This window comes from uncultured Campylobacter sp. (assembly GCF_937981295.1).
In the GTDB taxonomy this organism is placed as follows: Bacteria; Campylobacterota; Campylobacteria; order Campylobacterales; family Campylobacteraceae; genus Campylobacter_B.
In genome coordinates, this window is record NZ_CALJPC010000095.1 from 20,925 (window position 1) to 38,307 (window position 17,383).

Consider the following 17,383-nt stretch of genomic DNA (forward strand, 5'->3'; position numbering starts at 1 on the left):
TGCGCGGAAATTCTATGCGACGCTTAGGACTTCTACCTTACCATCGAAAACCGCCATGCAGTGCTCATAGTGGCTAGTGCGAAGTCCATCCTTGCTTCTCGTGCTCCATTTATCCTCGGCGATGACCGGCGTGCCGTCCTTTTGGCAGATCATCGGCTCGATGCAAAAAACCATGCCGTTTTTGATTTTGGGGCCCGATTTTGGATTGTTGCCCTCCAGATAGTTTGGGATCTCAGGCTCTTCGTGCGGGTGCTTGCCGATGCCGTGGCCGCAGAAGCCGTATAGCGGCACGAAGCCGCGCGCGCGGATAAATTTCTCGATCTCGAAGCTTAGCTCTTTGAAGTGCATCCCTACCCTGATCGTTTTGATGGCAAACTCCAGCGTGTCCTTGCTGCATGCGATGAGCTCCTCGTCGGTTTTTGAAATTTTACCGACAGGCAGGGTGCGCGCGCTGTCGCCGAAATATCCGTTTAGCTTCGAGCCCAGATCGACGCCTAAGATATCGCCCTCTTGCAGGATAGTTTCGTCTGGGATGCCGTGGATAATGACCTCGTTTAGCGAGAGGCAGGCGGCGTTTGGAAAGCCGTATAGCCCTTTAAAAGCGGGATACGCGCCCTTGGAGGTGATAAAATCGTCGATCTTTTTATCGACTTCGAGCAGACTAAGACCCGGTTTTATGAACGAAGCTGCGTAATCAAGGGCTTGCGCGACGATCCTGTTCGCCGCACGAAGCCCCTCTAAATCTTTTTTTGTTTTAAGCAAAATTGCCATTTTTATAGCCCAACCGCGCTTAGGGTCTGATATTTGTTCATATAGATCTGCGCTTCAATGCGCCTCATCGTATCAAGAGCGACGGAGACGACGATCAGCACGCTGGTGCCGCCGAAATAAAACGGCACGCCCATAAATTTAACGAGCAGCCACGGGATGACGGTTACTAGCCCGAGATAGATCGAGCCCCAAAACGTAAGGCGACTTGCGACTTCGTTTAAAAAGCTCGCCGTTCCCTCGCCCGGACGAATGCCCGGGATAAATCCGCCCTGCTTCTTTAAATTTTCGCTTATATCTTTTGAATTAAACGCGATCGATGCGTAAAAATACGCAAAAAACACGACCAAAACAAAAGTTAGGAAGTTAAAAAAGTAGTTGCTCGGGCTTAAGAAATCGTGGATCTTTTGAATGATCGGATTGGTGCTTGCCTGCAAAATAGTGGTCGGAAACATCAAAATTGCGCTTGCAAAAATCGGCGGAATGACGCCGCTTAAATTTAGCTTGATCGGCACATAGTTCATAATGCGCTTGTTTTGATTCGCCATCAATACCTTGCGCGAAAACGAAACGGGAATCCTGCGCTCGCCCAGCTCTATGTAGATGATCACGCCGATAGTGAGCAAAACAATAGCTATGATAAGGGCGAGAATCAAGAAATTCATCTCACCGGTATTTACTAAATTTACAGTACTTCCGATCGCTCTAGGGATGGCGCTTACGATACCTGCAAAGATAATAAGGCTGGTGCCGTTACCGACGCCGCGCTGCGTGATCTGCTCTCCGATCCACATCAAAAGCATGGTGCCTGCCAGCATCGAAATGCACGAGATAAAAACAAACTCGTTGGTATTTTCAGCCATTATCGCAGGCGCTCCGGTCTGTCCGTGGATGCCCTGTAAGCCAATGCTAACGCCGATGGATTGAACCATAGCGATTGCGATTGTAGCATATCGGATGATCTGCATATATTTCTGCATACCGTCGCGCTCTTTTTTGAGTTTGCCTAAATTTGGAAAGGTTGCGGCAAGCAGCTCCATAATGATCGAAGCGGTAATATAAGGCATAATGCCTAGCGAGATAACGCTGAATCGCTCCGCCGCGTTACCGCTAAACATATTAAACATTCCAAAAGCGTTGTTGCTATTGTTTTGAAAAAATTGCTTTATAACCTCAACGTCCACTCCCGGAACCGGCACGTAAGCTAGCAACCTATAGGCAAAAAGAAAGCCCAAAGTAATGAGAATTTTGTTGCGTAGCGATTTATTCATTATTTTTGTCCGCTAGACTTTACGTTCTCGTCTTTGATCTTGCTAGCGAGCGCTTTTGCGCCTACGCCGATCAGCTTGATCTTTTTAACGGAATTTGAAATTTTATGAACGGATTTGATGCTTTCGATCGTGATCTCGCTAAGATCTTTGATAGCTTCGATTTTATCGACATTGATCACGTAAGGCTTTTCAAATTTAGAAGTAAAACCTACCTTTGGAAGCCTTCGCTGAATCGGCTGCTGACCGCCCTCGAAGCCTCTTTTTTCGTGAGAGCCGGTGCGTGCGGTCTGACCCTTTCCGCCGCGACCAGCAGTTTTACCCAGGCCGCTTCCTTGACCGCGACCCAAGCGCTTAGTAGCGTGAGTCGAGCCCGGGGCTTTTTTAAGATTTTCTAATCCCATCTTTTATCCTTGTTAGTGTTTTAACATATTAAGAGCTTTCATCGTAGCTCTTACGACATTTGAGGAGTTGTTCGAACCTAGCGATTTGGTAAGGATATCTTTAACACCCGCAAGCTCTAAAACTGGGCGGACTGAACCGCCTGCGATAACGCCGGTACCTTCGCTCGCCGGCTTAAGTAAAATTTTGCTCGCATTGTATTTAACTTCAATATCGTGAGTGATGGTAGAGCCGTTTAAATTTACCTTGATGATATTTTTAAACGCATCGTCCACCGCCTTTTTAATCGCGTCAGGAACCTCTTTGGATTTACCGAAGCCAAAGCCTACTAGACCGTTTCTATTGCCTACCACTACAAGCGCGGTAAATCTAAACCTTCTACCGCCCTTAACGACCTTCGTAACCCTACCGATATTGACGATTACCTCTTCGAATTCTTCTCTATTATACTTTTCCACAATCATTCCTTTGGGTTATAGTTTGATGCCGTTTTGGCGTAGCGACTCGGCAAAGCTTGCGATTACGCCATGATACAAATAGCCATTGCGATCGAAAATCGCCTCGGAGATGCCTTTATCCCTTAGCTTGGAAGCCAAATCTTTAGCTAGGCTAGCCGCGCCCTCTTTGTTTGCCTTTAAATTTAAAACCTTACCGCTGCTGGCGCACAAAGTTACGCTCGCTGCGTCGTCGATAGCCTGAGCGTAGACCGTCCTATTGGATTTGAAAATAGAAATTCTAGGGCAAGATGCGACGCCTGAAATTTTAGCGCGAATTCTTCTTTTTCTCTTGATTCGTAAAGAGATCTTTCTTTTTAATACGTTCTGTGTCATTTCTCAACCCTTATTTCTTAGCTGTTTTTCCGGCTTTGCGGATGATATGCTCTTCAAGATACTTGATGCCTTTACCCTTGTACGGCTCAGGCGGTCTGAATCCTCTGATCTCGGCTGCTACTTGACCTACTTGCTGTTTATCGTCGCCTTTGATGGTTACGACGTTTTTATCTACGGAAATTTCAATCCCCTTTGGAGGCTCAAAATTTATCGGATGCGAAAAGCCCAAATTTAGCTCAAGCACCTTGCCTTTCATCGCAGCTCTGTAGCCGACGCCGTTGATTTCGAGCTGTTTTGAAAAGCCCTCGGTAAGACCAAGGACGATATTGTTGGCTAAAGCGCGGTATGTTCCCCAATACGCCCTGCTCTGCCTATCTTCACCTTTAGGTGAGAATTCTATCTTTCCGTCTTCGATTTTTACATCGACATGACCTTTTAAATCAAGCTCTTTTTCGTTATTCGATTTTTTAAATTTTAACGACGAGCCGTCAATCTTGACCTCAACTCCGCTCGGGATAGAGATCGGTTTTTTACCAATTCTTGACATAATTTTCCTTTTTATTTGTCTAGGGTATGTCTACTTTTACGAATGGATACCACAATGCCATAAAAAGTAGAAACTTCTTACCAGATCGTGCAAAGCACTTCGCCACCGACGCCGGCTTTGTGCGCGTCGATACCGCTCATAACGCCTTTGCTTGTGCTAACGACGACGGTTCCGTAGCCGTTTTTGAAGCGCTTGATCTCGTCTTTGCCTTGATATACGCGGCGACCCGGAGTTGAAATTCTTTTAACTTCGTTTATCACGCTCCTGCCCTTTTCGTCATATTTAAGCACTACGTTGATGATCTTTTTATTGTTTTCCTCTACTACGTTGTAGCTCTCGATATAGCCCTTCTCGGCTAAAATTTTAAGCATAGCCTCAACGACGTTTGAGTGAAAAAGCTTAGTCGTATCTAGCCTTCGCATCGCAGCATTTCTGATGCGAGTTAATCCATCTGAAATAAGATCGTTAATCATCTCTTCTCCTTACCAGCTTGCTTTTTTTAGACCCGGGATCAAGCCCTCGTTTGCCATCTTGCGAAGGCAAACGCGACAAATTCCAAAATCTTTATAAACGGAGTGCGGACGACCGCAAATTTGACATCTGGTATATGCGCGAGTGCTAAATTTAGCGGGGCGTTTCGCCTTGGCTACCATTGATTTTTTTGCCATATCATTTTCCTTTTGCAAAAGGCATGCCGAATAACTCTAGCAATTTAAATGCCTCTTTATCGTTATTTGTAGTCGTTACAACGGTTATATTCATACCGTGAGTTCTTAAAATTTGATCGTATTCGACCTCAGGGAACATCAGCTGCTCTTGCAAGCCGAAGTTGTAATTGCCGCGTCCGTCAAAGCCCGTTCTAGGTAGTCCTCGGAAATCCTTAACTCTAGGAAGCGCGATAGAGATCAGTTTGTCTAGGAAGGCAAACATCTGCTCCTTTCGTAACGTAACCATTATGCCTACCGGAAAACCTTCGCGAACTTTAAAGCCTGCAACCGATTTTTTTGCATTGACGATAAGCGCTTTTTGACCTGCGATCAGCGAGATAGTATCGGCCATATTTTGAAGCACTTTTTGATCTTTGCTCGATTCGCCCGTTCCTACGCTGATAACGATCTTTTCAAGCGCCGGGATAAGCATAGGATTTTTTATATCAAATTCTTTCTGCAAAGCAGCTCTGATGGAATTAGCGTATTTATCTTTTAGTCTGCTCATAATCAACCCTCTACCAACGCAACGTTTGAAATATCCATAGGCATCTCTTTGCTTGTAAAGCCGCCTTGCGGATTTTGCTCGGTTGGTTTGATAGCCTTTTTAGCCATTTTACAACCCTCGACGATAACTTGAGCTTTTTTAGGAAACACGGCTTTGACTGTGCCTGTTTTGCCCTTATCGTCACCTGCGATGATCTTTACTTGATCGCCCTTTTTAATCTTAAATTTTACTGCCATTATAAAACCTCCGGAGCCAGCGAAACGATCTTCATAAAACCGCCGTATCTGACCTCTCTACCGATAGGACCGAAAATACGAGTGCCAATCGGCTCTTTTTTTGAATCCAAAATAACGGCTGCGTTCTCATCGAATCTAATTAGCGAGCCATTGCCTCTGTGCAACTCTTTAGTCGTACGAACGACTACGGCTTTTACTACTTGACCGCGCTTAATCTTGCCGTTAGGGAGCGCTTTTTTTACAGAGCAAACGATAATATCGCCGATTGTGGCGTATCTTCTTTTGCTGCCGCCCAAAACTTTAATACACATAAGTTCTTTTGCGCCGCTATTATCAGCCACCGCAAGTCTGGTAAAACTCTGTATCATTATTCAACTCCTGTTTTCAAAACCGCTTTTAAGCGAAACGATTTTCTAGCGCTTAGCGGTCTGCACTCGATCGCAGATATGGTGTCGCCGATCTTTACGACGTTGTTCTCATCGTGGATCAGATATTTTTTAAATCTTTTTACGATCTTTCTATATCTAGGGTGCATGACCCTTCTTTCTACCAAAACGGTAGCTGTTTTATCGCCCGCCTTCTTTACGACTACGCCTTGAATTTCTCTTTTAAATGCCATAACCTATCCTTATTTCGCTTTAATAGCGGTGTTGATTCTAGCGATATCTTTTTTGATAGCGCAAATCTCGTTAGGATTGCTTAGCTGCATAGTTTTTAGCTTTTGTCTAGCCGTAAATAAAAGCAACTTACTTTGTTTCAACATAGAATTTAGCTCAGCCAAATCTTTATCTTTCAAATCAGTATATTTCATTTTCGCTTTCCCTACTTACGATTTTCGTTTTAAAAGGTAGTTTATGAATCGAAAGCATAAGCGCCTCTTTAGCAACCTCTTCGCTAACGCCGGTCATCTCGAAAATGATCCTGCCCGGTTTTATATTCATTACCCACTCTTCTACGCCGCTCTTACCTTTACCCATACGAGTTTGTAGAGGTTTTTTGGTAAGCGGTTTGTCTGGGAATACCTTAATCCAAATTTTAGCTTGACGATTCACGAAGCGCGTCATCGCGACACGAGCCGCTTCGATCTGGCGAGAATTTACCCTACCCGCCTCTACCGCTTTGATACCGAAATCGCCGAATGTCAAGGAATTTCCTCTCGTCGCATAGCCGCGATTGCGACCTTTCATCATCTTGCGGTATTTTGTTCTTTTTGGCATCAACATAACTATTTACCTCTTCTTGGTCTGCGTGTTTTTTTAGGCGCATCATCGGTCTTTTCAGCCTGGATGCCTTTTTGTAAAATTTCACCCTTAAAGATCCAAACCTTAATGCCGATATTACCGTAGGTCGTATGCGCTTCGGCAAAGCCGTAATCGATCCTAGCCCTTAGAGTATGAAGCGGAACGCGTCCCTCCAAATACCATTCGGTTCTAGCCATCTCCGCACCGCCCAAGCGACCTGCGACGCAAATTTTAATTCCCTTTGCGCCTGCTTTTTGAGCGCCTTGGATGACTTTTTTCATAGCGCGGCGGAATGCAACGCGGCGCTCTAGCTGCATAGCTACGTTTTCCGCAGCCAAAAGTGCGTTCGAGCCTACTTTGCGCTCCTCTTTGATATTGATGGCGATGTCTTTATTGACTAGCTTAACGACTTCGCTTCTTAAATTTTCGACCTCGCCGCCTTTTTTGCCGATGATAATACCCGGTCTTGCGGCTACGATCGTTACGCGAATTTTCTTAGCCGTTCTTTCGATAAGAATTTGGCTAATTCCCGCATAGTAAAGCTTAGCTTTTAAAAATTTACGGATCTTGTAATCCTCGCCGATACTCTCGGAAAGCGTCGCTTTAGAAGGAAACCATCTAGACTCCCAATTTCGATTAATTCCTAATCTTAAACCGATCGGATTTACTTTCTGTCCCATTTACGCTTCCTTCTTACTTGGTTTTGCTACTTCGACGATAATGTGCGAAGTAGGCTTGCGGATACGGCTAGCCGTACCTCTGGCGCGCGGACGAAATCTCTTAAGCACCGGACCCGCATCCACTCGGCAGCTGGTAACTACGACCTCTTCGGGCTCAAAGCCGCCGTTTGCGACCGCACTTGAAATCGCCGTAGCGATATATTTCGCGCCGCGATTAGGCGTAAATTCCAAAGTAGCAAGGGCAAATTCCGCATTCATGCCTTGAATTTGTTTTGCGATAAGTCTTGCTTTTGTCGGCGAAAGGCGAACAAATTTAATAGTTGATTTACTCATATTCTATCCTTACTTGCCGATCTTTTTCTGCACGGAGCCTTTGTGGCCTTTGAAAGTGCGCGTAGGAGCGAACTCGCCTAATTTATAACCGATATGATGCTCGGTGACGTAAACCGGGATAAAATTCTTTCCGTTATGAACGTTAAACGTAAGTCCGATCATCTCAGGCACGATCGTGCTTCGTCTCGACCAAGTCTTGATCGGTTTGTTATCGCCGGCTTTCTTTGCCGCAACGACTTTTTTCATTACGTGATCATCTACGAAAGGACCTTTTTTTAGCGATCTAGCCATTTTTATTTTCCTTTCCTTCTTGAAATTATAAGCTTATCGCTCGCTTTTTTATGGCGAGTTTTATAGCCCTTCGTCGGTTTACCCCACGGAGTTACCGGATGGCGACCGGAGTTTTTCTTGCCCTCGCCACCGCCGTGCGGGTGATCAACCGGGTTCATTGCAGAACCTCTGGTTTGAGGACGGATACCTCTGTGGCGGTTACGTCCGGCTTTACCAATGACGACGTTTGCCCACTCTTCGTTACCCACTACGCCGATACTAGCCATACACTCTGCAAGCACTCTTCTCATCTCACCGCTAGGCAGACGCAAAATGACGTATTTTTCCTCTTTACCCATAAGCTGAGCATAGCCTCCTGCGCTACGTGCCATTTGGGCGCCTTTGCCGGGTTTTAACTCGATATTGTGCAGGATAGTTCCCACAGGGATGTTTTTCATCTTCATCGCGTTGCCAGGTTTAATATCTAATCCACCCTCGGCAGCGGCTACTACGTCGCCCACTTTAAGATCGTTAGGCTTGATAATGTAGCGCTTCTCGCCGTCTGCGTATGAGATCAATGCGATACGGCAGTTGCGATTCGGATCGTATTCAATCGCCTCGACCTTGCCAGCAACGCCGAATTTATTTCGCTTAAAATCGACAATTCTATAAAGTTTAGCGGCTCCAGCTTGTTTATGACGGCTGGTAATGCGACCGTTATTGTTCCTTCCGGCAGCGGCAGGAATTTTAACAAGCAAACCTCTAACGCTAGCTTTTGCAGTGATATCCTCGCTGCTAAGACCAGTCATAAATCTTCTACTTGGAGTATAGGGTTTATAAGTTTTAATCGCCATTTTACGCCTCCACGCTTTCTAAGCTTGCACCCTCAGGTAGTTTGACGTAGAATTTCTTCACATCATTTCTAACGCCAGTTCTGCCTTTAAATCTTTTTACTTTGCCGTCCTGTCTTAAAGAATTTATCTTTAGCGGAGTGATCCCGAAATAGTTCTTCAAAACGCTCTTTAGTCCGTTTTTCGTAACCGACGGGCTAGTTTGGATAACGACCACGCCGTTTTCTTGAAGACCGAGAGACTTTTCCGTATAAAGGATCGTTTTGATATCTGTTATATCTGCCATTTTAGTCCTCTTTCACTATTGATTCAAATGCCGCTTTTTCGAATACGACCGAGCCGTAAACTGCGATTAGGTAAGCATTGACCTCGCTTGCATCGATGACATAGCAATTTTTTAGATTTCTATAGGCCAAAAGAGTTTGTGCGTCTAGCTCGTTTTTAACGATTAGCGCATCTCTAACGCCCAGTTTCTTAATAAAATTTGCCGCATCTTTGGTTTTACCGCTTTTTAGCTCCAAATCGTCGAAGATAAAAATTTTACCCTCGTTTGCTTTCTCATTGATAGCAAATTCCAGCGCAAGGCGTTTTTGCTTTTTATTGACCTTCTGCTCGTAATTTCGCTCGTTAGTCGGACCGAATGCGACCGCGCCGCCTACCCAGACATTGGTTCTGGTTGAGCCCGCTCTAGCGCCGCCGCGGCCCTTTTGTCGCCATGGTTTTTTACCGCCGCCACTAACCTCGGCGCGAGTTTTAGCGTTAGCCGTATTTGCACGAAGCGAAGCAAGGTAAGATTTGACGTACAAATATAGATTGTGCGAATTGACTTCCGAAAATTTCACAGGGATTTCAATTTCGCTTGCTTTTTTTAGTTTTTCGTTAAGCACGCTTACTTTACTCATTTTACTATCCTTATTCTGCCCATTGCACCGTTAAATCCAGGAACCGAGCCCTTAAGCACTAAAATTTTATTCTCGGCATCAAAGCTTACGACTTCGTTTTTAGCAGTGATCGTTTCGTTTCCAGTGTGTCCCGCCATCCTCATACCAGGCTGAACGCGACCGGGCCACTCGCAGTTGCCAATAGAACCAGGTCTTCGGTGGAAGCGGCTACCGTGCGCTGCAGGACCGCCCGCAAAACCATGACGTTTGATAACGCCCTGATAGCCCTTACCCTTGGATCTGAAGCTTACTTTTACGATCTTAGCTCCGCTCAAAACATCTAAATTTTGATCGCCAAGCTCGGCATTTTCTAAGCTTAGAGTCGCAAATTTATTAAATTCCTTGCTTAGGCTATATTTCTTTTGAATTCCGGCGATAGCTTTGTTATGCGCTTTGCCGTCTGCGTAGGCTACGATAGCTTTTTTCTCATCGCAAACTTCGCAAATTTTGGTATTAATAAGTCGCAAAAGAGTCACGGGCGTGCTGCTCGTGTTGATCGTCCTACTCATACCTATTTTTTCTACGATATATTCCATTGTTTTACCCCTTATTTGCCCATCGCGTGAACTTCGACGTTGACTTCCGGAGCCAAATCAAGCTTAGTTAGCGAATCAACCGTATCTGGCGTAGCCGCTACGATGTCTAGCATACGAGCGTGAATTTTCATCTCAAACTGCTCTCTGGAGTCTTTATTTACGTGCGGAGATCTTAAAACGGTGTAGCGTTTAATCTTCGTAGGCATCGGCACGGGACCTCTGACGTCCGCACCTGTTCTTTTTACGGCTTCAACGATAGCCGAAACTGTGCGATCTAAAACTCGATGGTCATAAGCCTTGAGTTTTAACCTAATTTTTTGCATCACTTTTCCTTAATAAAGAACTTGTCGCAACGCGCGACCTTTTGTTTCAAACAAAAGACGCACATTATATAAAAGCGCTCCCTTTTTGTCAAGAAAATAACCAAATTTTATGGAAATATTTCCTTTTAATAAGGAAAGATATATAGAATTTCGAAAATTTTTAGAGTGCCGAAAAATTTCAATACAAAAATTTTGGATAAATTTAGAAGGATATAAAAAATCTCATAGGATTTTTCAGATTTATTTCCTTTTAATAAGGAAAATTTTAAAATACTCGCTATGAATGATCTAAAATTTTTTTACGAAAATCCGCCGGAATTTGCGGGCTTTATCCCGCGCAAAAGAGGTATCGGCTCTGCCAAAACCATAATCTACGGCGTGCTAAATTCCGGCAAAAGCGCCGTGCTGAAAAATGAAATTTCAGAGCTTAAAAAAGATGAAATTTTGTATCTAAATTTAGCCGATCTGCGCCTTGAGGATATGGTAGCGGGTGGCACGATCGTTGCGGCCAAAAATAGCGCGGACAATACAAACGGCAGCGAAGTAAATGAGAATGAAATAAGTAGAGAGACTACGCTCGATGCAGATATTTCGGATATAGATGAATTTTACTGCGCCGCCATAAAAAATACAGATACAAAAAATGAAAGCGCAAACAGCTTAAACAACGCAAAAAATGCGGAGTCAGGTGGCATAAAAAACAGGAGCGAGAATTTCTTTCGCGAGATCAAGAAGTTTTTGGCGGTCAACGAGCAAATTTCATCGCTTTTTTTAGATAATTTTAGTAGCGCCGATTTTGAAATTTCATCGCTCCAAAGCTTCGCCGAGGGGCTAAATTTAAAGCGCTTTATCATCTCTACTCGCGATAGAGAGTTAGTTTTGCCGGGTTTTGAGCGGCTTGAGCTTTTGCCGCTTTCGTTTGAAGAATTTATCGCCTTCGATAAGCGCCACAACGAGATAAACTCGATGATTTCGGCCTTTTTAGCCCAAGGTGGCGGCGCAAAAAATCCCTTCATAGCGCCTGCCGAAATTTTAGAATTCGAGCAGAGACTGCTTGCGGCAAACTTTAGCCGCACGGAAATTTTAATCCTCAAAGAGTGCCTAAGCTCTGTCCACGCCGCATTTAGCGCAAATAAAATTTACACCGCGCTAAAGACGCGCATCAAGATCTCCAAAGACGCCGTATACGGCACTATCGCCAAGCTTGAACGGGAAAATTTCATCAGATTTTTAAGCAAAGCGGGCGAGCCCGCGCGCGCAAAAAAATTATATTTTTCGCATTTTAATATGCGCGAAATTTTAACAAGCAAAAAGGACTTCTCGAAAAAATTTGCCAACGTCCTTTTTTGCGAGCTTTTGGGGCTAAATACGCCGATTTTTTACACAAAAGAGCTGGATTTTTACCTGCCTGCTCTAAAAATGGGGGTTCTCGTCATCCCATTCAGCGACGCAGACATCATCTTTTTAAAATTCCGCAAAATCTTAAGCGCGCTCAAGAGACTCGGTATCACGAGCTTAAAAGCTATTTCTATGGCAAACTCCGGCAGGCTCGAGATTGAGGGCATCCGCTGCGATGTCGTGCCGTTTCATGAATTCGCGCTTAGCTTCTGATTTATTGACACTTCATATCATAAAAATACAAATTTTATGATATAATTTTAGCAAACCCATATCAATTATGCAAGAGAAAGCCGATGATCAAATTAAAAGATAAACTCATTTATGAAACGCTAAAACTGGTCGAATCGCAAGGCAAAGAGGGGCTTTTGTGTCGCAATAAGCAAAGCGATGCGGAGTTTATGAGACCCGTGAACGAATTCGCAGCTGCGAGTGGGCGCAACTACACATCGATCAAATCGACTCTTGACATAATTCATAAAAACTGGGGCTATCTGCAGCGCGAAAGTATCAAGGACACGGGGCTTGATGCGGGCAAGGCGTCGAAGATTTTCATCTACCGTCTATGCGAGTCAGGGCGAAGCTTTATCGAAAAATACGAAAAAGCGCTCGTCCAAAACACCGACAAATAGCCCAAAATTAAAAATTTTAAGCGCCGATTAGATAGAATTCTTTAATTTCACGTGGAGCGACAGAATTTCATTTTTATGCGACTCGCCTTGAAAAAAGGAGATGAAAATGCTGGATTTTATAGTAAAAATGTTCGCATGGAAAGCTGAGTGGGAGGTAAAAAAGGAATATGGCAAAGAATTTGGTGATCTATCCTCCATGCGCTCAATCTTGCGCTTTATAATACTTCTTATCATACTTAGCATTTTGATTAAATTTCAATTAAGCGTATGAAAGATACATTTTTAGATATTGCGCTCGTTTTATTTGGCATCGTCATGCTTGTCGCGATACGACAAAAATCTTTATTAAAATTTACAATCTTCGTTGTGATTTTAGCGCTCGCCAGAGAGTTAATCATCAGGCTTTATGCCTAGTTTCGACGAAATCGACGCGGATGGAATTTAAAATTTAAACGACAAAATGACGGCGCGACGGAATTCGGCGGGCGCAAATTTTAAATTTTGCCGTAACTACACTATGCTTTTATCGTCGTTAGTAAATTCTACCGCACTTCAAGAATTGCCGCATCTATAAATCCAGCCTTTATCGTCAATGATAGATTTATCCGCGCCGAGGATTTGCGCTTGATGTCGCACTTTCTGCTATTAGTGGCGGATTTCGCTCGTGCAAATGCGACGGAATTTCACTTGTGTGAACACGACGGATTTTTGCGGCGGCAGTAAAAATTATAAACCGAACGAGCGGGCTAGAGCGTAAATTTTATAACGCTATAATGCTTAAATTCCGCAGAAGCCTAAATTAGCGCAATACAAGTGCAGAATTCAATCAAAAAATTTCAAACTTAGTGGTAAAATTCCGCGCACTAAAATTTTAAAATTTTATTTCATAAAATTCCGAAATTTAGGAATTAAATTTTGCAGTGAAGCGACAAATTTTACCTCAAAATTAAAATTCTCACACAAACCATGCCCTGTAAATTTTAAAATTTCATCATTATAAAATTTTACAATTCCAATGTCGTATTGCAAATCTATTATTTTATAAAACGGAGTGAAAAGCGAAATCTTGCATAAATCGCACTCGAAAATTTCACGGATTCTCGCGCAAACCGGCTCGAAATTCCGTCTGCCTACTCCACGTATCCGATAAATTCGCCATCGAAAGTATGCCTAACGTCGCCGCGAAAGTAAATTTTGCCTCTATCGCCTAAGCGCAAATTTAGCGTTTCGCCACTTGCGGGTATCACGCGGATGTCGGGGGCTAGCCTCATATTTTCGACGCCTGCGATGAAGCATGCTGCCATCCCCGTACCGCATGCGAGAGTTTCGGCTTCTACGCCACGCTCAAAGGTGCGCACTTTTAAAATTTTGCTTGCGAGGCGGCTTTGAACTAACGCATAATTAACGTTAGCGTTATACTTTTCACGCAGGTCGCTAGCCAGCGCGGCGTCGAACTCATTTAAATCGCTAACAAAAGTTACTAAGTGCGGCACTCCTGTGTTATAAAAATACCACGTTAGCCCTGCCTCCTCAAAGCTTTCGCCCAGGCGCTTAGGACGAGTTAACGTTACCTCTACGTTAGCTACTAACGCGTGAGCATTAGGACGCAGATTGAAAATCTCGCCAAAGCTTACATTGCGTAGCTCGCCTCGCATGCTCTCGCTCAAATTTCCGCCGAAAATACCGAAAATTTCACCGCTAATTACGCCTGCGCCGCTTAGAAATTTCATACTCTGCGCGGCCAAAAAATTCTCATACGCATACATGCATACCGCTCGCGAGCCGTTGCCGCACATATCGGCGCTACTGCCGTCGCTATTATAAAATTCCCACTCAAAGTTTATCCCCTCGATACCGTTAAATTTCGGCAACACAACGATGAGCCCATCGGCGCCTACTCCATCGCGCCTATCACATAGCTCGCGCGCTAGCTTGGATCTATCCGCCTTAACTGAATCCGTAAATATTACGAAATCATTTCCGCTCGCATTATATTTTGAAATTTTCATTATCTACCTCGCAAATTTTTAAAATTACTAACGCTCACTAACGCTTTATTAAAATTTTACTTATATCTAAATTTAAGCGTATCGCTTATTCCTAGGCTTTACTAAGACTCAATTTACTAACGTATCTTCTTTCGTGAGCCCATTTTGTTATGCGTTTTTCGCGCTTGATGTTAGAGTCTCATCTCATAATCTCTAAATGCTCGCAAGCATCAAATCTTCCGAGCTTGCAAGCCTTTTCATAAAGCTCGCGCGCCCTCTTTTTATCTTTCGCTACGCCCCAGCCCTTTTCGTATTGATACGCCAAATTTGAACAGGCTAGCGGCTCATCGCTTTTCTCGCACGCCTCGCTAAAATACTTCGCAGCAAGCGCATGATCCTTTTGCCCGCCGTCGCCTTTGAAATACGTAACGCCCAAATTTACGCACGAATCCACGTGTCCTTGCTCACAAGCTCTCGTAAAAAATATCCTGGCCCTGTCCACATCTTTTTTCACGCCTTCGCCAAGAACGTAGCTAAGCCCTAGGTTATGGCACGCCTCTACCTGCCCCATCTTGCAAGCCTTGATCAAAAGCTCGATCACCTTTTTCACGTCGGGATAGACGCCGAGCCCCTTTTTATAGTTGTATGCAAGGCTCGCGCACCCCTCGCTGCTGCTTTTCTTACAAGCATCGCTAAAAAGCTCATTCGCCCTCTTGCGATCCTGCGTTACCCCCTGCCCGTCGTTGTAGAGCAGCCCTAAATAGACGCAGCCCTTCTGCTCACCGAGCTTGCACGCCCTGTCGTAATAGCGCGCGGCCTGCCTGAAGCTTCTATTTGAGTCGTATGCGTAGCCTAAATTTACGCAATCCAGCGCGTTTTCCTCGCCGCCGGCGTCGCAGTTGCGCTGCAGCTCATTTATCACGCGGCTTAGTTTTTTACAATCCATCTCGCTCCCCGCGGCGCAGCCCTTCTTTAGATCGTCAATCTCCGCCGTAGCGCTCGTCGCAAACAGCGCAGAGAGCAAAACCGCTCGCGCCGTAAATTTCAACCGCTCTTTAAGCGGCGCGCTTTTAAATTTTTGAAATTTAGCGCCCTTTTGGGCGAAGCTACCGATTCTCATCGCCTTCTCCTTTATTTTCAACTCATCTTAATTCGCGTAGAAATTTTACGCAACCGCGCAAAGGGCTAAATTTTATCTTTTAGCTCTTTTAAAAATCTCTCCACCGCGGCCTTAAGCGCGGCAAGATCACCGCTATTATCTATCACAAAATCCGCCATGGCGCGCTTTTGCTCGATATCCGTTTGCAGTTCCACGCGATGTTTTGCAGCGGCATGATCTAGCCCGTTTCGCTTCATCACGCGCGCGATTAGCGTATCTTTAGGCGCATAAACGACCGCTACTTTATCAAAAAACTCATACCTCTTGCCTTCGAAAAACAGCGGAATATCGACGAAATAAAGCCTTCCTTTCGCCTCTAAAGCCTGCGCCCGCGATAAAATTTCAGCCGTTATCTTTGGGTGCAGCAGCGCTTCTAGCTTTGCAAGCTCAACGGGGTTTTTAAACACCAGCTCGCCTAGCTTTTTTCGGTCCACCGAGGCGCAGATGGCAGACGAAATTTCCTCGTTCGATCTAGCGTTAAATTCCGCTTGCGGGTTCAAATTTGCAGCCTGTACGTCTTTTTGCACGACGTATTGCGCTCCGAAAATTTCAGCTACCTGCGCGGCACAGCGATCCAAAATGTCATGCGAAATCTTATCAGCGTCGATGATCTCAAATCCGCGATCACGAAGCAGCTCGCAAACCGCGCTCTTGCCGCTACCGATGCTGCCCGTGATGACGACGGCGTGTTTAAATTTCAAGGTGAGCCTTTATAGCGTTTTTATTCGATTTTAGCTAAAATCTGCGAAATTATACCATCTTGGAGGATAAAATTTGATAAGCTACAAAGACGCTGGCGTCGATATAGACGCGGGAAATGAGTTCGTAAACGCGATAAAACCGTTCGTCAAAGCTACGCAAACTCCGCACGTTTTGGGCGGTATCGGCTCGTTTAGCGGCGCGGTGAGGCTACCCGCAGGCTACAAAAAGCCCGCGATCCTAGGCGCCACCGACGGCGTGGGCACAAAGCTGCGACTCGCGATCGACGCGCGTAAATTTGACGGCGTCGGCCAAGATCTCGTCGCGATGTGCGTGAACGACCTCATCTGTAACTTCGCCGAGCCGCTATTTTTCCTTGACTATTACGCGACGGCAAAGCTCGAGATCAGCGATGCCAAAGAGGTCGTAAAAAGTATCGCCGAGGGCTGCAAACTCGCCCGCTGCGCGCTAATCGGCGGCGAAACGGCGGAGATGCCCTCAATGTATGAAAAGGGCGATTTCGACCTTGCAGGCTTTGCCGTGGGTATCGCCGAAGAGGACGAGATCGACCGCAGCAAGTTCGTACGTGAGGGCGACGTGCTCATCGCGCTTCCTAGCAGCGGCCTGCACTCAAACGGCTTTTCGCTCGCGCGAAAAGTGATCGCCGAGCTGGGGCTAAAATTTGACGACAAAGTGGACGGCCGCGCGCTCATCGACGTGCTTTTGGAGCCGACCAGGATTTACGTCGCCGACTTTTTAAATTTAAAAGACAAGATCAACGCGCTCGCGCATATCACGGGCGGCGGCATAGTGGAAAACCTACCGCGCGTATTTCCACGGGGGCTGGGTGCGAAGATCGAGCATACAGCAATCCGCACGCCTGAGATCTTTAAAATCATCGCGCAAAAAGTGGAGCCTGCCGAGATGATGAGGACGTTTAACATGGGCGTTGGCATGATCGTCATTGCTCCGAAAGAAAACGCGGACTTTGTGCTGTCAAACACCGATGGCTACGTTATCGGCGAGGTCGTAAAAGGCAGGGGCGTGCAGCTCGTGTAAATTTTGA

Annotated in this window: 27 protein-coding genes and 1 pseudogene; 3 read left to right on the forward strand and 25 right to left on the reverse strand. The window is 45.2% G+C overall.

The genetic code is table 11. The annotated features are described in order from the left end of the window. Positions 1 to 12: 12 nt before the first annotated feature. The 22 genes and pseudogenes from map to rpsJ form a co-directional block, all read right to left on the reverse strand. Positions 13 to 771, reverse strand: coding sequence for a type I methionyl aminopeptidase (gene map / locus Q0135_RS09885; RefSeq protein ID WP_297990171.1), 759 nt, complete (start codon positions 769 to 771; stop codon positions 13 to 15). A gap of 2 nt (positions 772 to 773) precedes the next feature. Further along, positions 774 to 2,039, reverse strand: a complete 1,266-nt coding sequence (gene secY, locus Q0135_RS09890) for a preprotein translocase subunit SecY (RefSeq protein WP_297990172.1) — start codon at positions 2,037 to 2,039, stop codon at positions 774 to 776. Next, entirely contained in the window at positions 2,039 to 2,440 is a 402-nt protein-coding gene (gene rplO, locus Q0135_RS09895) for a 50S ribosomal protein L15 (protein ID WP_005868985.1), read from the reverse strand. Before rplO ends, secY begins: the two co-directional genes overlap by 1 nt. 12 nt (positions 2,441 to 2,452) lie before the next feature. After that, entirely contained in the window at positions 2,453 to 2,896 is a 444-nt protein-coding gene (gene rpsE / locus Q0135_RS09900; RefSeq protein WP_297990173.1) for a 30S ribosomal protein S5, read from the reverse strand. Between the two features lie 15 nt (positions 2,897 to 2,911). Continuing rightward, positions 2,912 to 3,268 carry a 50S ribosomal protein L18 gene (rplR, locus tag Q0135_RS09905; RefSeq protein WP_297990174.1) on the reverse strand — a complete coding sequence of 119 codons (357 nt, stop codon included), beginning with the start codon at positions 3,266 to 3,268 and terminating at the stop codon, positions 2,912 to 2,914. A gap of 10 nt (positions 3,269 to 3,278) precedes the next feature. Continuing rightward, positions 3,279 to 3,815: a 50S ribosomal protein L6 gene (rplF, locus tag Q0135_RS09910; RefSeq protein WP_297990175.1), complete on the reverse strand. Its 537-nt coding sequence runs from the start codon at positions 3,813 to 3,815 to the stop codon at positions 3,279 to 3,281. A 77-nt stretch (positions 3,816 to 3,892) separates the two neighbouring features. After that, positions 3,893 to 4,288, reverse strand: coding sequence for a 30S ribosomal protein S8 (rpsH, locus tag Q0135_RS09915; RefSeq protein ID WP_005868989.1), 396 nt, complete (start codon positions 4,286 to 4,288; stop codon positions 3,893 to 3,895). 9 nt (positions 4,289 to 4,297) lie between these two features. Beyond that, entirely contained in the window at positions 4,298 to 4,483 is a 186-nt protein-coding gene (locus Q0135_RS09920; protein WP_005868990.1) for a type Z 30S ribosomal protein S14, read from the reverse strand. A 1-nt stretch (position 4,484) separates the two neighbouring features. Then, entirely contained in the window at positions 4,485 to 5,030 is a 546-nt protein-coding gene (rplE, locus tag Q0135_RS09925) for a 50S ribosomal protein L5 (protein WP_291938590.1), read from the reverse strand. Between the two features lie 2 nt (positions 5,031 to 5,032). Continuing rightward, complete coding sequence (gene rplX / locus Q0135_RS09930; protein ID WP_005868992.1) at positions 5,033 to 5,266, reverse strand: 50S ribosomal protein L24; 234 nt, start codon at positions 5,264 to 5,266, stop codon at positions 5,033 to 5,035. After that, positions 5,266 to 5,634, reverse strand: a complete 369-nt coding sequence (gene rplN, locus Q0135_RS09935) for a 50S ribosomal protein L14 (protein ID WP_005868993.1) — start codon at positions 5,632 to 5,634, stop codon at positions 5,266 to 5,268. The genes rplX and rplN overlap by 1 nt, the downstream gene beginning before the upstream one ends. Next, entirely contained in the window at positions 5,634 to 5,885 is a 252-nt protein-coding gene (gene rpsQ, locus Q0135_RS09940) for a 30S ribosomal protein S17 (RefSeq protein ID WP_005868994.1), read from the reverse strand. Before rpsQ ends, rplN begins: the two co-directional genes overlap by 1 nt. Before the next feature lie 9 nt (positions 5,886 to 5,894). Further along, a complete protein-coding gene (rpmC, locus tag Q0135_RS09945) occupies positions 5,895 to 6,077 on the reverse strand; it encodes a 50S ribosomal protein L29 (protein WP_297990176.1) in 183 nt (60 codons plus the stop codon). Next, the gene (rplP, locus tag Q0135_RS09950) at positions 6,064 to 6,489 is read right to left on the reverse strand and encodes a 50S ribosomal protein L16 (RefSeq protein WP_005868996.1); all 426 of its coding nucleotides are present in this window, start codon (positions 6,487 to 6,489) and stop codon (positions 6,064 to 6,066) included. Before rplP ends, rpmC begins: the two co-directional genes overlap by 14 nt. 2 nt (positions 6,490 to 6,491) lie before the next feature. Further along, on the reverse strand, positions 6,492 to 7,187 hold the full coding sequence (rpsC, locus tag Q0135_RS09955; protein ID WP_005868997.1) for a 30S ribosomal protein S3: 696 nt from the start codon (positions 7,185 to 7,187) through the stop codon (positions 6,492 to 6,494). A gap of 21 nt (positions 7,188 to 7,208) precedes the next feature. Next, a pseudogene (gene rplV, locus Q0135_RS09960) lies at positions 7,209 to 7,520 on the reverse strand (50S ribosomal protein L22); the annotation flags it as partial. Positions 7,521 to 7,529: 9 nt separating this feature from the next. After that, positions 7,530 to 7,811 (reverse strand): 30S ribosomal protein S19, encoded by a 282-nt coding sequence (gene rpsS / locus Q0135_RS09965; RefSeq protein ID WP_005869002.1) that lies wholly within the window; start codon positions 7,809 to 7,811, stop codon positions 7,530 to 7,532. 2 nt (positions 7,812 to 7,813) lie between these two features. Continuing rightward, on the reverse strand, positions 7,814 to 8,644 hold the full coding sequence (gene rplB, locus Q0135_RS09970) for a 50S ribosomal protein L2 (RefSeq protein ID WP_297990177.1): 831 nt from the start codon (positions 8,642 to 8,644) through the stop codon (positions 7,814 to 7,816). Position 8,645: 1 nt separating this feature from the next. Further along, a complete protein-coding gene (locus tag Q0135_RS09975) occupies positions 8,646 to 8,927 on the reverse strand; it encodes a 50S ribosomal protein L23 (protein WP_297990178.1) in 282 nt (93 codons plus the stop codon). A gap of 1 nt (position 8,928) precedes the next feature. Beyond that, on the reverse strand, positions 8,929 to 9,543 hold the full coding sequence (rplD, locus tag Q0135_RS09980) for a 50S ribosomal protein L4 (protein ID WP_297990179.1): 615 nt from the start codon (positions 9,541 to 9,543) through the stop codon (positions 8,929 to 8,931). Beyond that, on the reverse strand, positions 9,540 to 10,118 hold the full coding sequence (gene rplC / locus Q0135_RS09985) for a 50S ribosomal protein L3 (RefSeq protein ID WP_297990180.1): 579 nt from the start codon (positions 10,116 to 10,118) through the stop codon (positions 9,540 to 9,542). Before rplC ends, rplD begins: the two co-directional genes overlap by 4 nt. 11 nt (positions 10,119 to 10,129) lie before the next feature. Further along, positions 10,130 to 10,441, reverse strand: coding sequence for a 30S ribosomal protein S10 (gene rpsJ / locus Q0135_RS09990; RefSeq protein WP_005869011.1), 312 nt, complete (start codon positions 10,439 to 10,441; stop codon positions 10,130 to 10,132). Between the two features lie 279 nt (positions 10,442 to 10,720). Here rpsJ and Q0135_RS09995 point away from each other — a divergent pair, with 279 nt between their 5' ends. Both Q0135_RS09995 and Q0135_RS10000 read left to right on the forward strand, forming a co-directional pair. Next, positions 10,721 to 12,052, forward strand: a complete 1,332-nt coding sequence (locus tag Q0135_RS09995; RefSeq protein WP_297990182.1) for a hypothetical protein — start codon at positions 10,721 to 10,723, stop codon at positions 12,050 to 12,052. An 83-nt stretch (positions 12,053 to 12,135) separates the two neighbouring features. After that, complete coding sequence (locus Q0135_RS10000) at positions 12,136 to 12,471, forward strand: hypothetical protein (RefSeq protein WP_297990183.1); 336 nt, start codon at positions 12,136 to 12,138, stop codon at positions 12,469 to 12,471. 1,130 nt (positions 12,472 to 13,601) lie between these two features. Here Q0135_RS10000 and dapF read toward each other — a convergent pair. The 3 genes from dapF to coaE form a co-directional block, all read right to left on the reverse strand. Then, positions 13,602 to 14,480 carry a diaminopimelate epimerase gene (dapF, locus tag Q0135_RS10005; RefSeq protein ID WP_297990186.1) on the reverse strand — a complete coding sequence of 293 codons (879 nt, stop codon included), beginning with the start codon at positions 14,478 to 14,480 and terminating at the stop codon, positions 13,602 to 13,604. A gap of 178 nt (positions 14,481 to 14,658) precedes the next feature. Further along, positions 14,659 to 15,579, reverse strand: coding sequence for a tetratricopeptide repeat protein (locus Q0135_RS10010; protein WP_297990188.1), 921 nt, complete (start codon positions 15,577 to 15,579; stop codon positions 14,659 to 14,661). 65 nt (positions 15,580 to 15,644) lie between these two features. Beyond that, positions 15,645 to 16,319 carry a dephospho-CoA kinase gene (coaE, locus tag Q0135_RS10015; protein WP_297990190.1) on the reverse strand — a complete coding sequence of 225 codons (675 nt, stop codon included), beginning with the start codon at positions 16,317 to 16,319 and terminating at the stop codon, positions 15,645 to 15,647. A 73-nt stretch (positions 16,320 to 16,392) separates the two neighbouring features. Between coaE and purM the strand changes: the two genes are divergently transcribed. Next, positions 16,393 to 17,376, forward strand: coding sequence for a phosphoribosylformylglycinamidine cyclo-ligase (gene purM, locus Q0135_RS10020; RefSeq protein WP_297990192.1), 984 nt, complete (start codon positions 16,393 to 16,395; stop codon positions 17,374 to 17,376). Positions 17,377 to 17,383: the final 7 nt, after the last annotated feature.

Coding starts and splice junctions, on each gene's coding strand:
- Q0135_RS09975 (WP_297990178.1), bottom strand. CDS start 8,927: ATGGCAGATATAACAGATATCAAAACGATCCTTTATACGGAAAAGTCT.
- Q0135_RS10000 (WP_297990183.1), top strand. CDS start 12,136: ATGATCAAATTAAAAGATAAACTCATTTATGAAACGCTAAAACTGGTC.
- Q0135_RS09920 (WP_005868990.1), bottom strand. CDS start 4,483: ATGGCAAAAAAATCAATGGTAGCCAAGGCGAAACGCCCCGCTAAATTT.
- rplD (WP_297990179.1), bottom strand. CDS start 9,543: ATGAGTAAAGTAAGCGTGCTTAACGAAAAACTAAAAAAAGCAAGCGAA.
- map (WP_297990171.1), bottom strand. CDS start 771: ATGGCAATTTTGCTTAAAACAAAAAAAGATTTAGAGGGGCTTCGTGCG.
- rpsC (WP_005868997.1), bottom strand. CDS start 7,187: ATGGGACAGAAAGTAAATCCGATCGGTTTAAGATTAGGAATTAATCGA.
- rplE (WP_291938590.1), bottom strand. CDS start 5,030: ATGAGCAGACTAAAAGATAAATACGCTAATTCCATCAGAGCTGCTTTG.
- rplR (WP_297990174.1), bottom strand. CDS start 3,268: ATGACACAGAACGTATTAAAAAGAAAGATCTCTTTACGAATCAAGAGA.
- rpmC (WP_297990176.1), bottom strand. CDS start 6,077: ATGAAATATACTGATTTGAAAGATAAAGATTTGGCTGAGCTAAATTCT.
- rplC (WP_297990180.1), bottom strand. CDS start 10,118: ATGGAATATATCGTAGAAAAAATAGGTATGAGTAGGACGATCAACACG.
- rplX (WP_005868992.1), bottom strand. CDS start 5,266: ATGGCAGTAAAATTTAAGATTAAAAAGGGCGATCAAGTAAAGATCATC.
- rplN (WP_005868993.1), bottom strand. CDS start 5,634: ATGATACAGAGTTTTACCAGACTTGCGGTGGCTGATAATAGCGGCGCA.
- dapF (WP_297990186.1), bottom strand. CDS start 14,480: ATGAAAATTTCAAAATATAATGCGAGCGGAAATGATTTCGTAATATTT.
- rpsH (WP_005868989.1), bottom strand. CDS start 4,288: ATGATTAACGATCTTATTTCAGATGGATTAACTCGCATCAGAAATGCT.
- Q0135_RS09995 (WP_297990182.1), top strand. CDS start 10,721: ATGAATGATCTAAAATTTTTTTACGAAAATCCGCCGGAATTTGCGGGC.
- rplP (WP_005868996.1), bottom strand. CDS start 6,489: ATGTTGATGCCAAAAAGAACAAAATACCGCAAGATGATGAAAGGTCGC.
- rpsJ (WP_005869011.1), bottom strand. CDS start 10,441: ATGCAAAAAATTAGGTTAAAACTCAAGGCTTATGACCATCGAGTTTTA.
- rpsQ (WP_005868994.1), bottom strand. CDS start 5,885: ATGGCATTTAAAAGAGAAATTCAAGGCGTAGTCGTAAAGAAGGCGGGC.
- rplB (WP_297990177.1), bottom strand. CDS start 8,644: ATGGCGATTAAAACTTATAAACCCTATACTCCAAGTAGAAGATTTATG.
- Q0135_RS10010 (WP_297990188.1), bottom strand. CDS start 15,579: ATGAGAATCGGTAGCTTCGCCCAAAAGGGCGCTAAATTTCAAAAATTT.
- rplO (WP_005868985.1), bottom strand. CDS start 2,440: ATGGGATTAGAAAATCTTAAAAAAGCCCCGGGCTCGACTCACGCTACT.
- rpsS (WP_005869002.1), bottom strand. CDS start 7,811: ATGGCTAGATCGCTAAAAAAAGGTCCTTTCGTAGATGATCACGTAATG.
- rplF (WP_297990175.1), bottom strand. CDS start 3,815: ATGTCAAGAATTGGTAAAAAACCGATCTCTATCCCGAGCGGAGTTGAG.
- secY (WP_297990172.1), bottom strand. CDS start 2,039: ATGAATAAATCGCTACGCAACAAAATTCTCATTACTTTGGGCTTTCTT.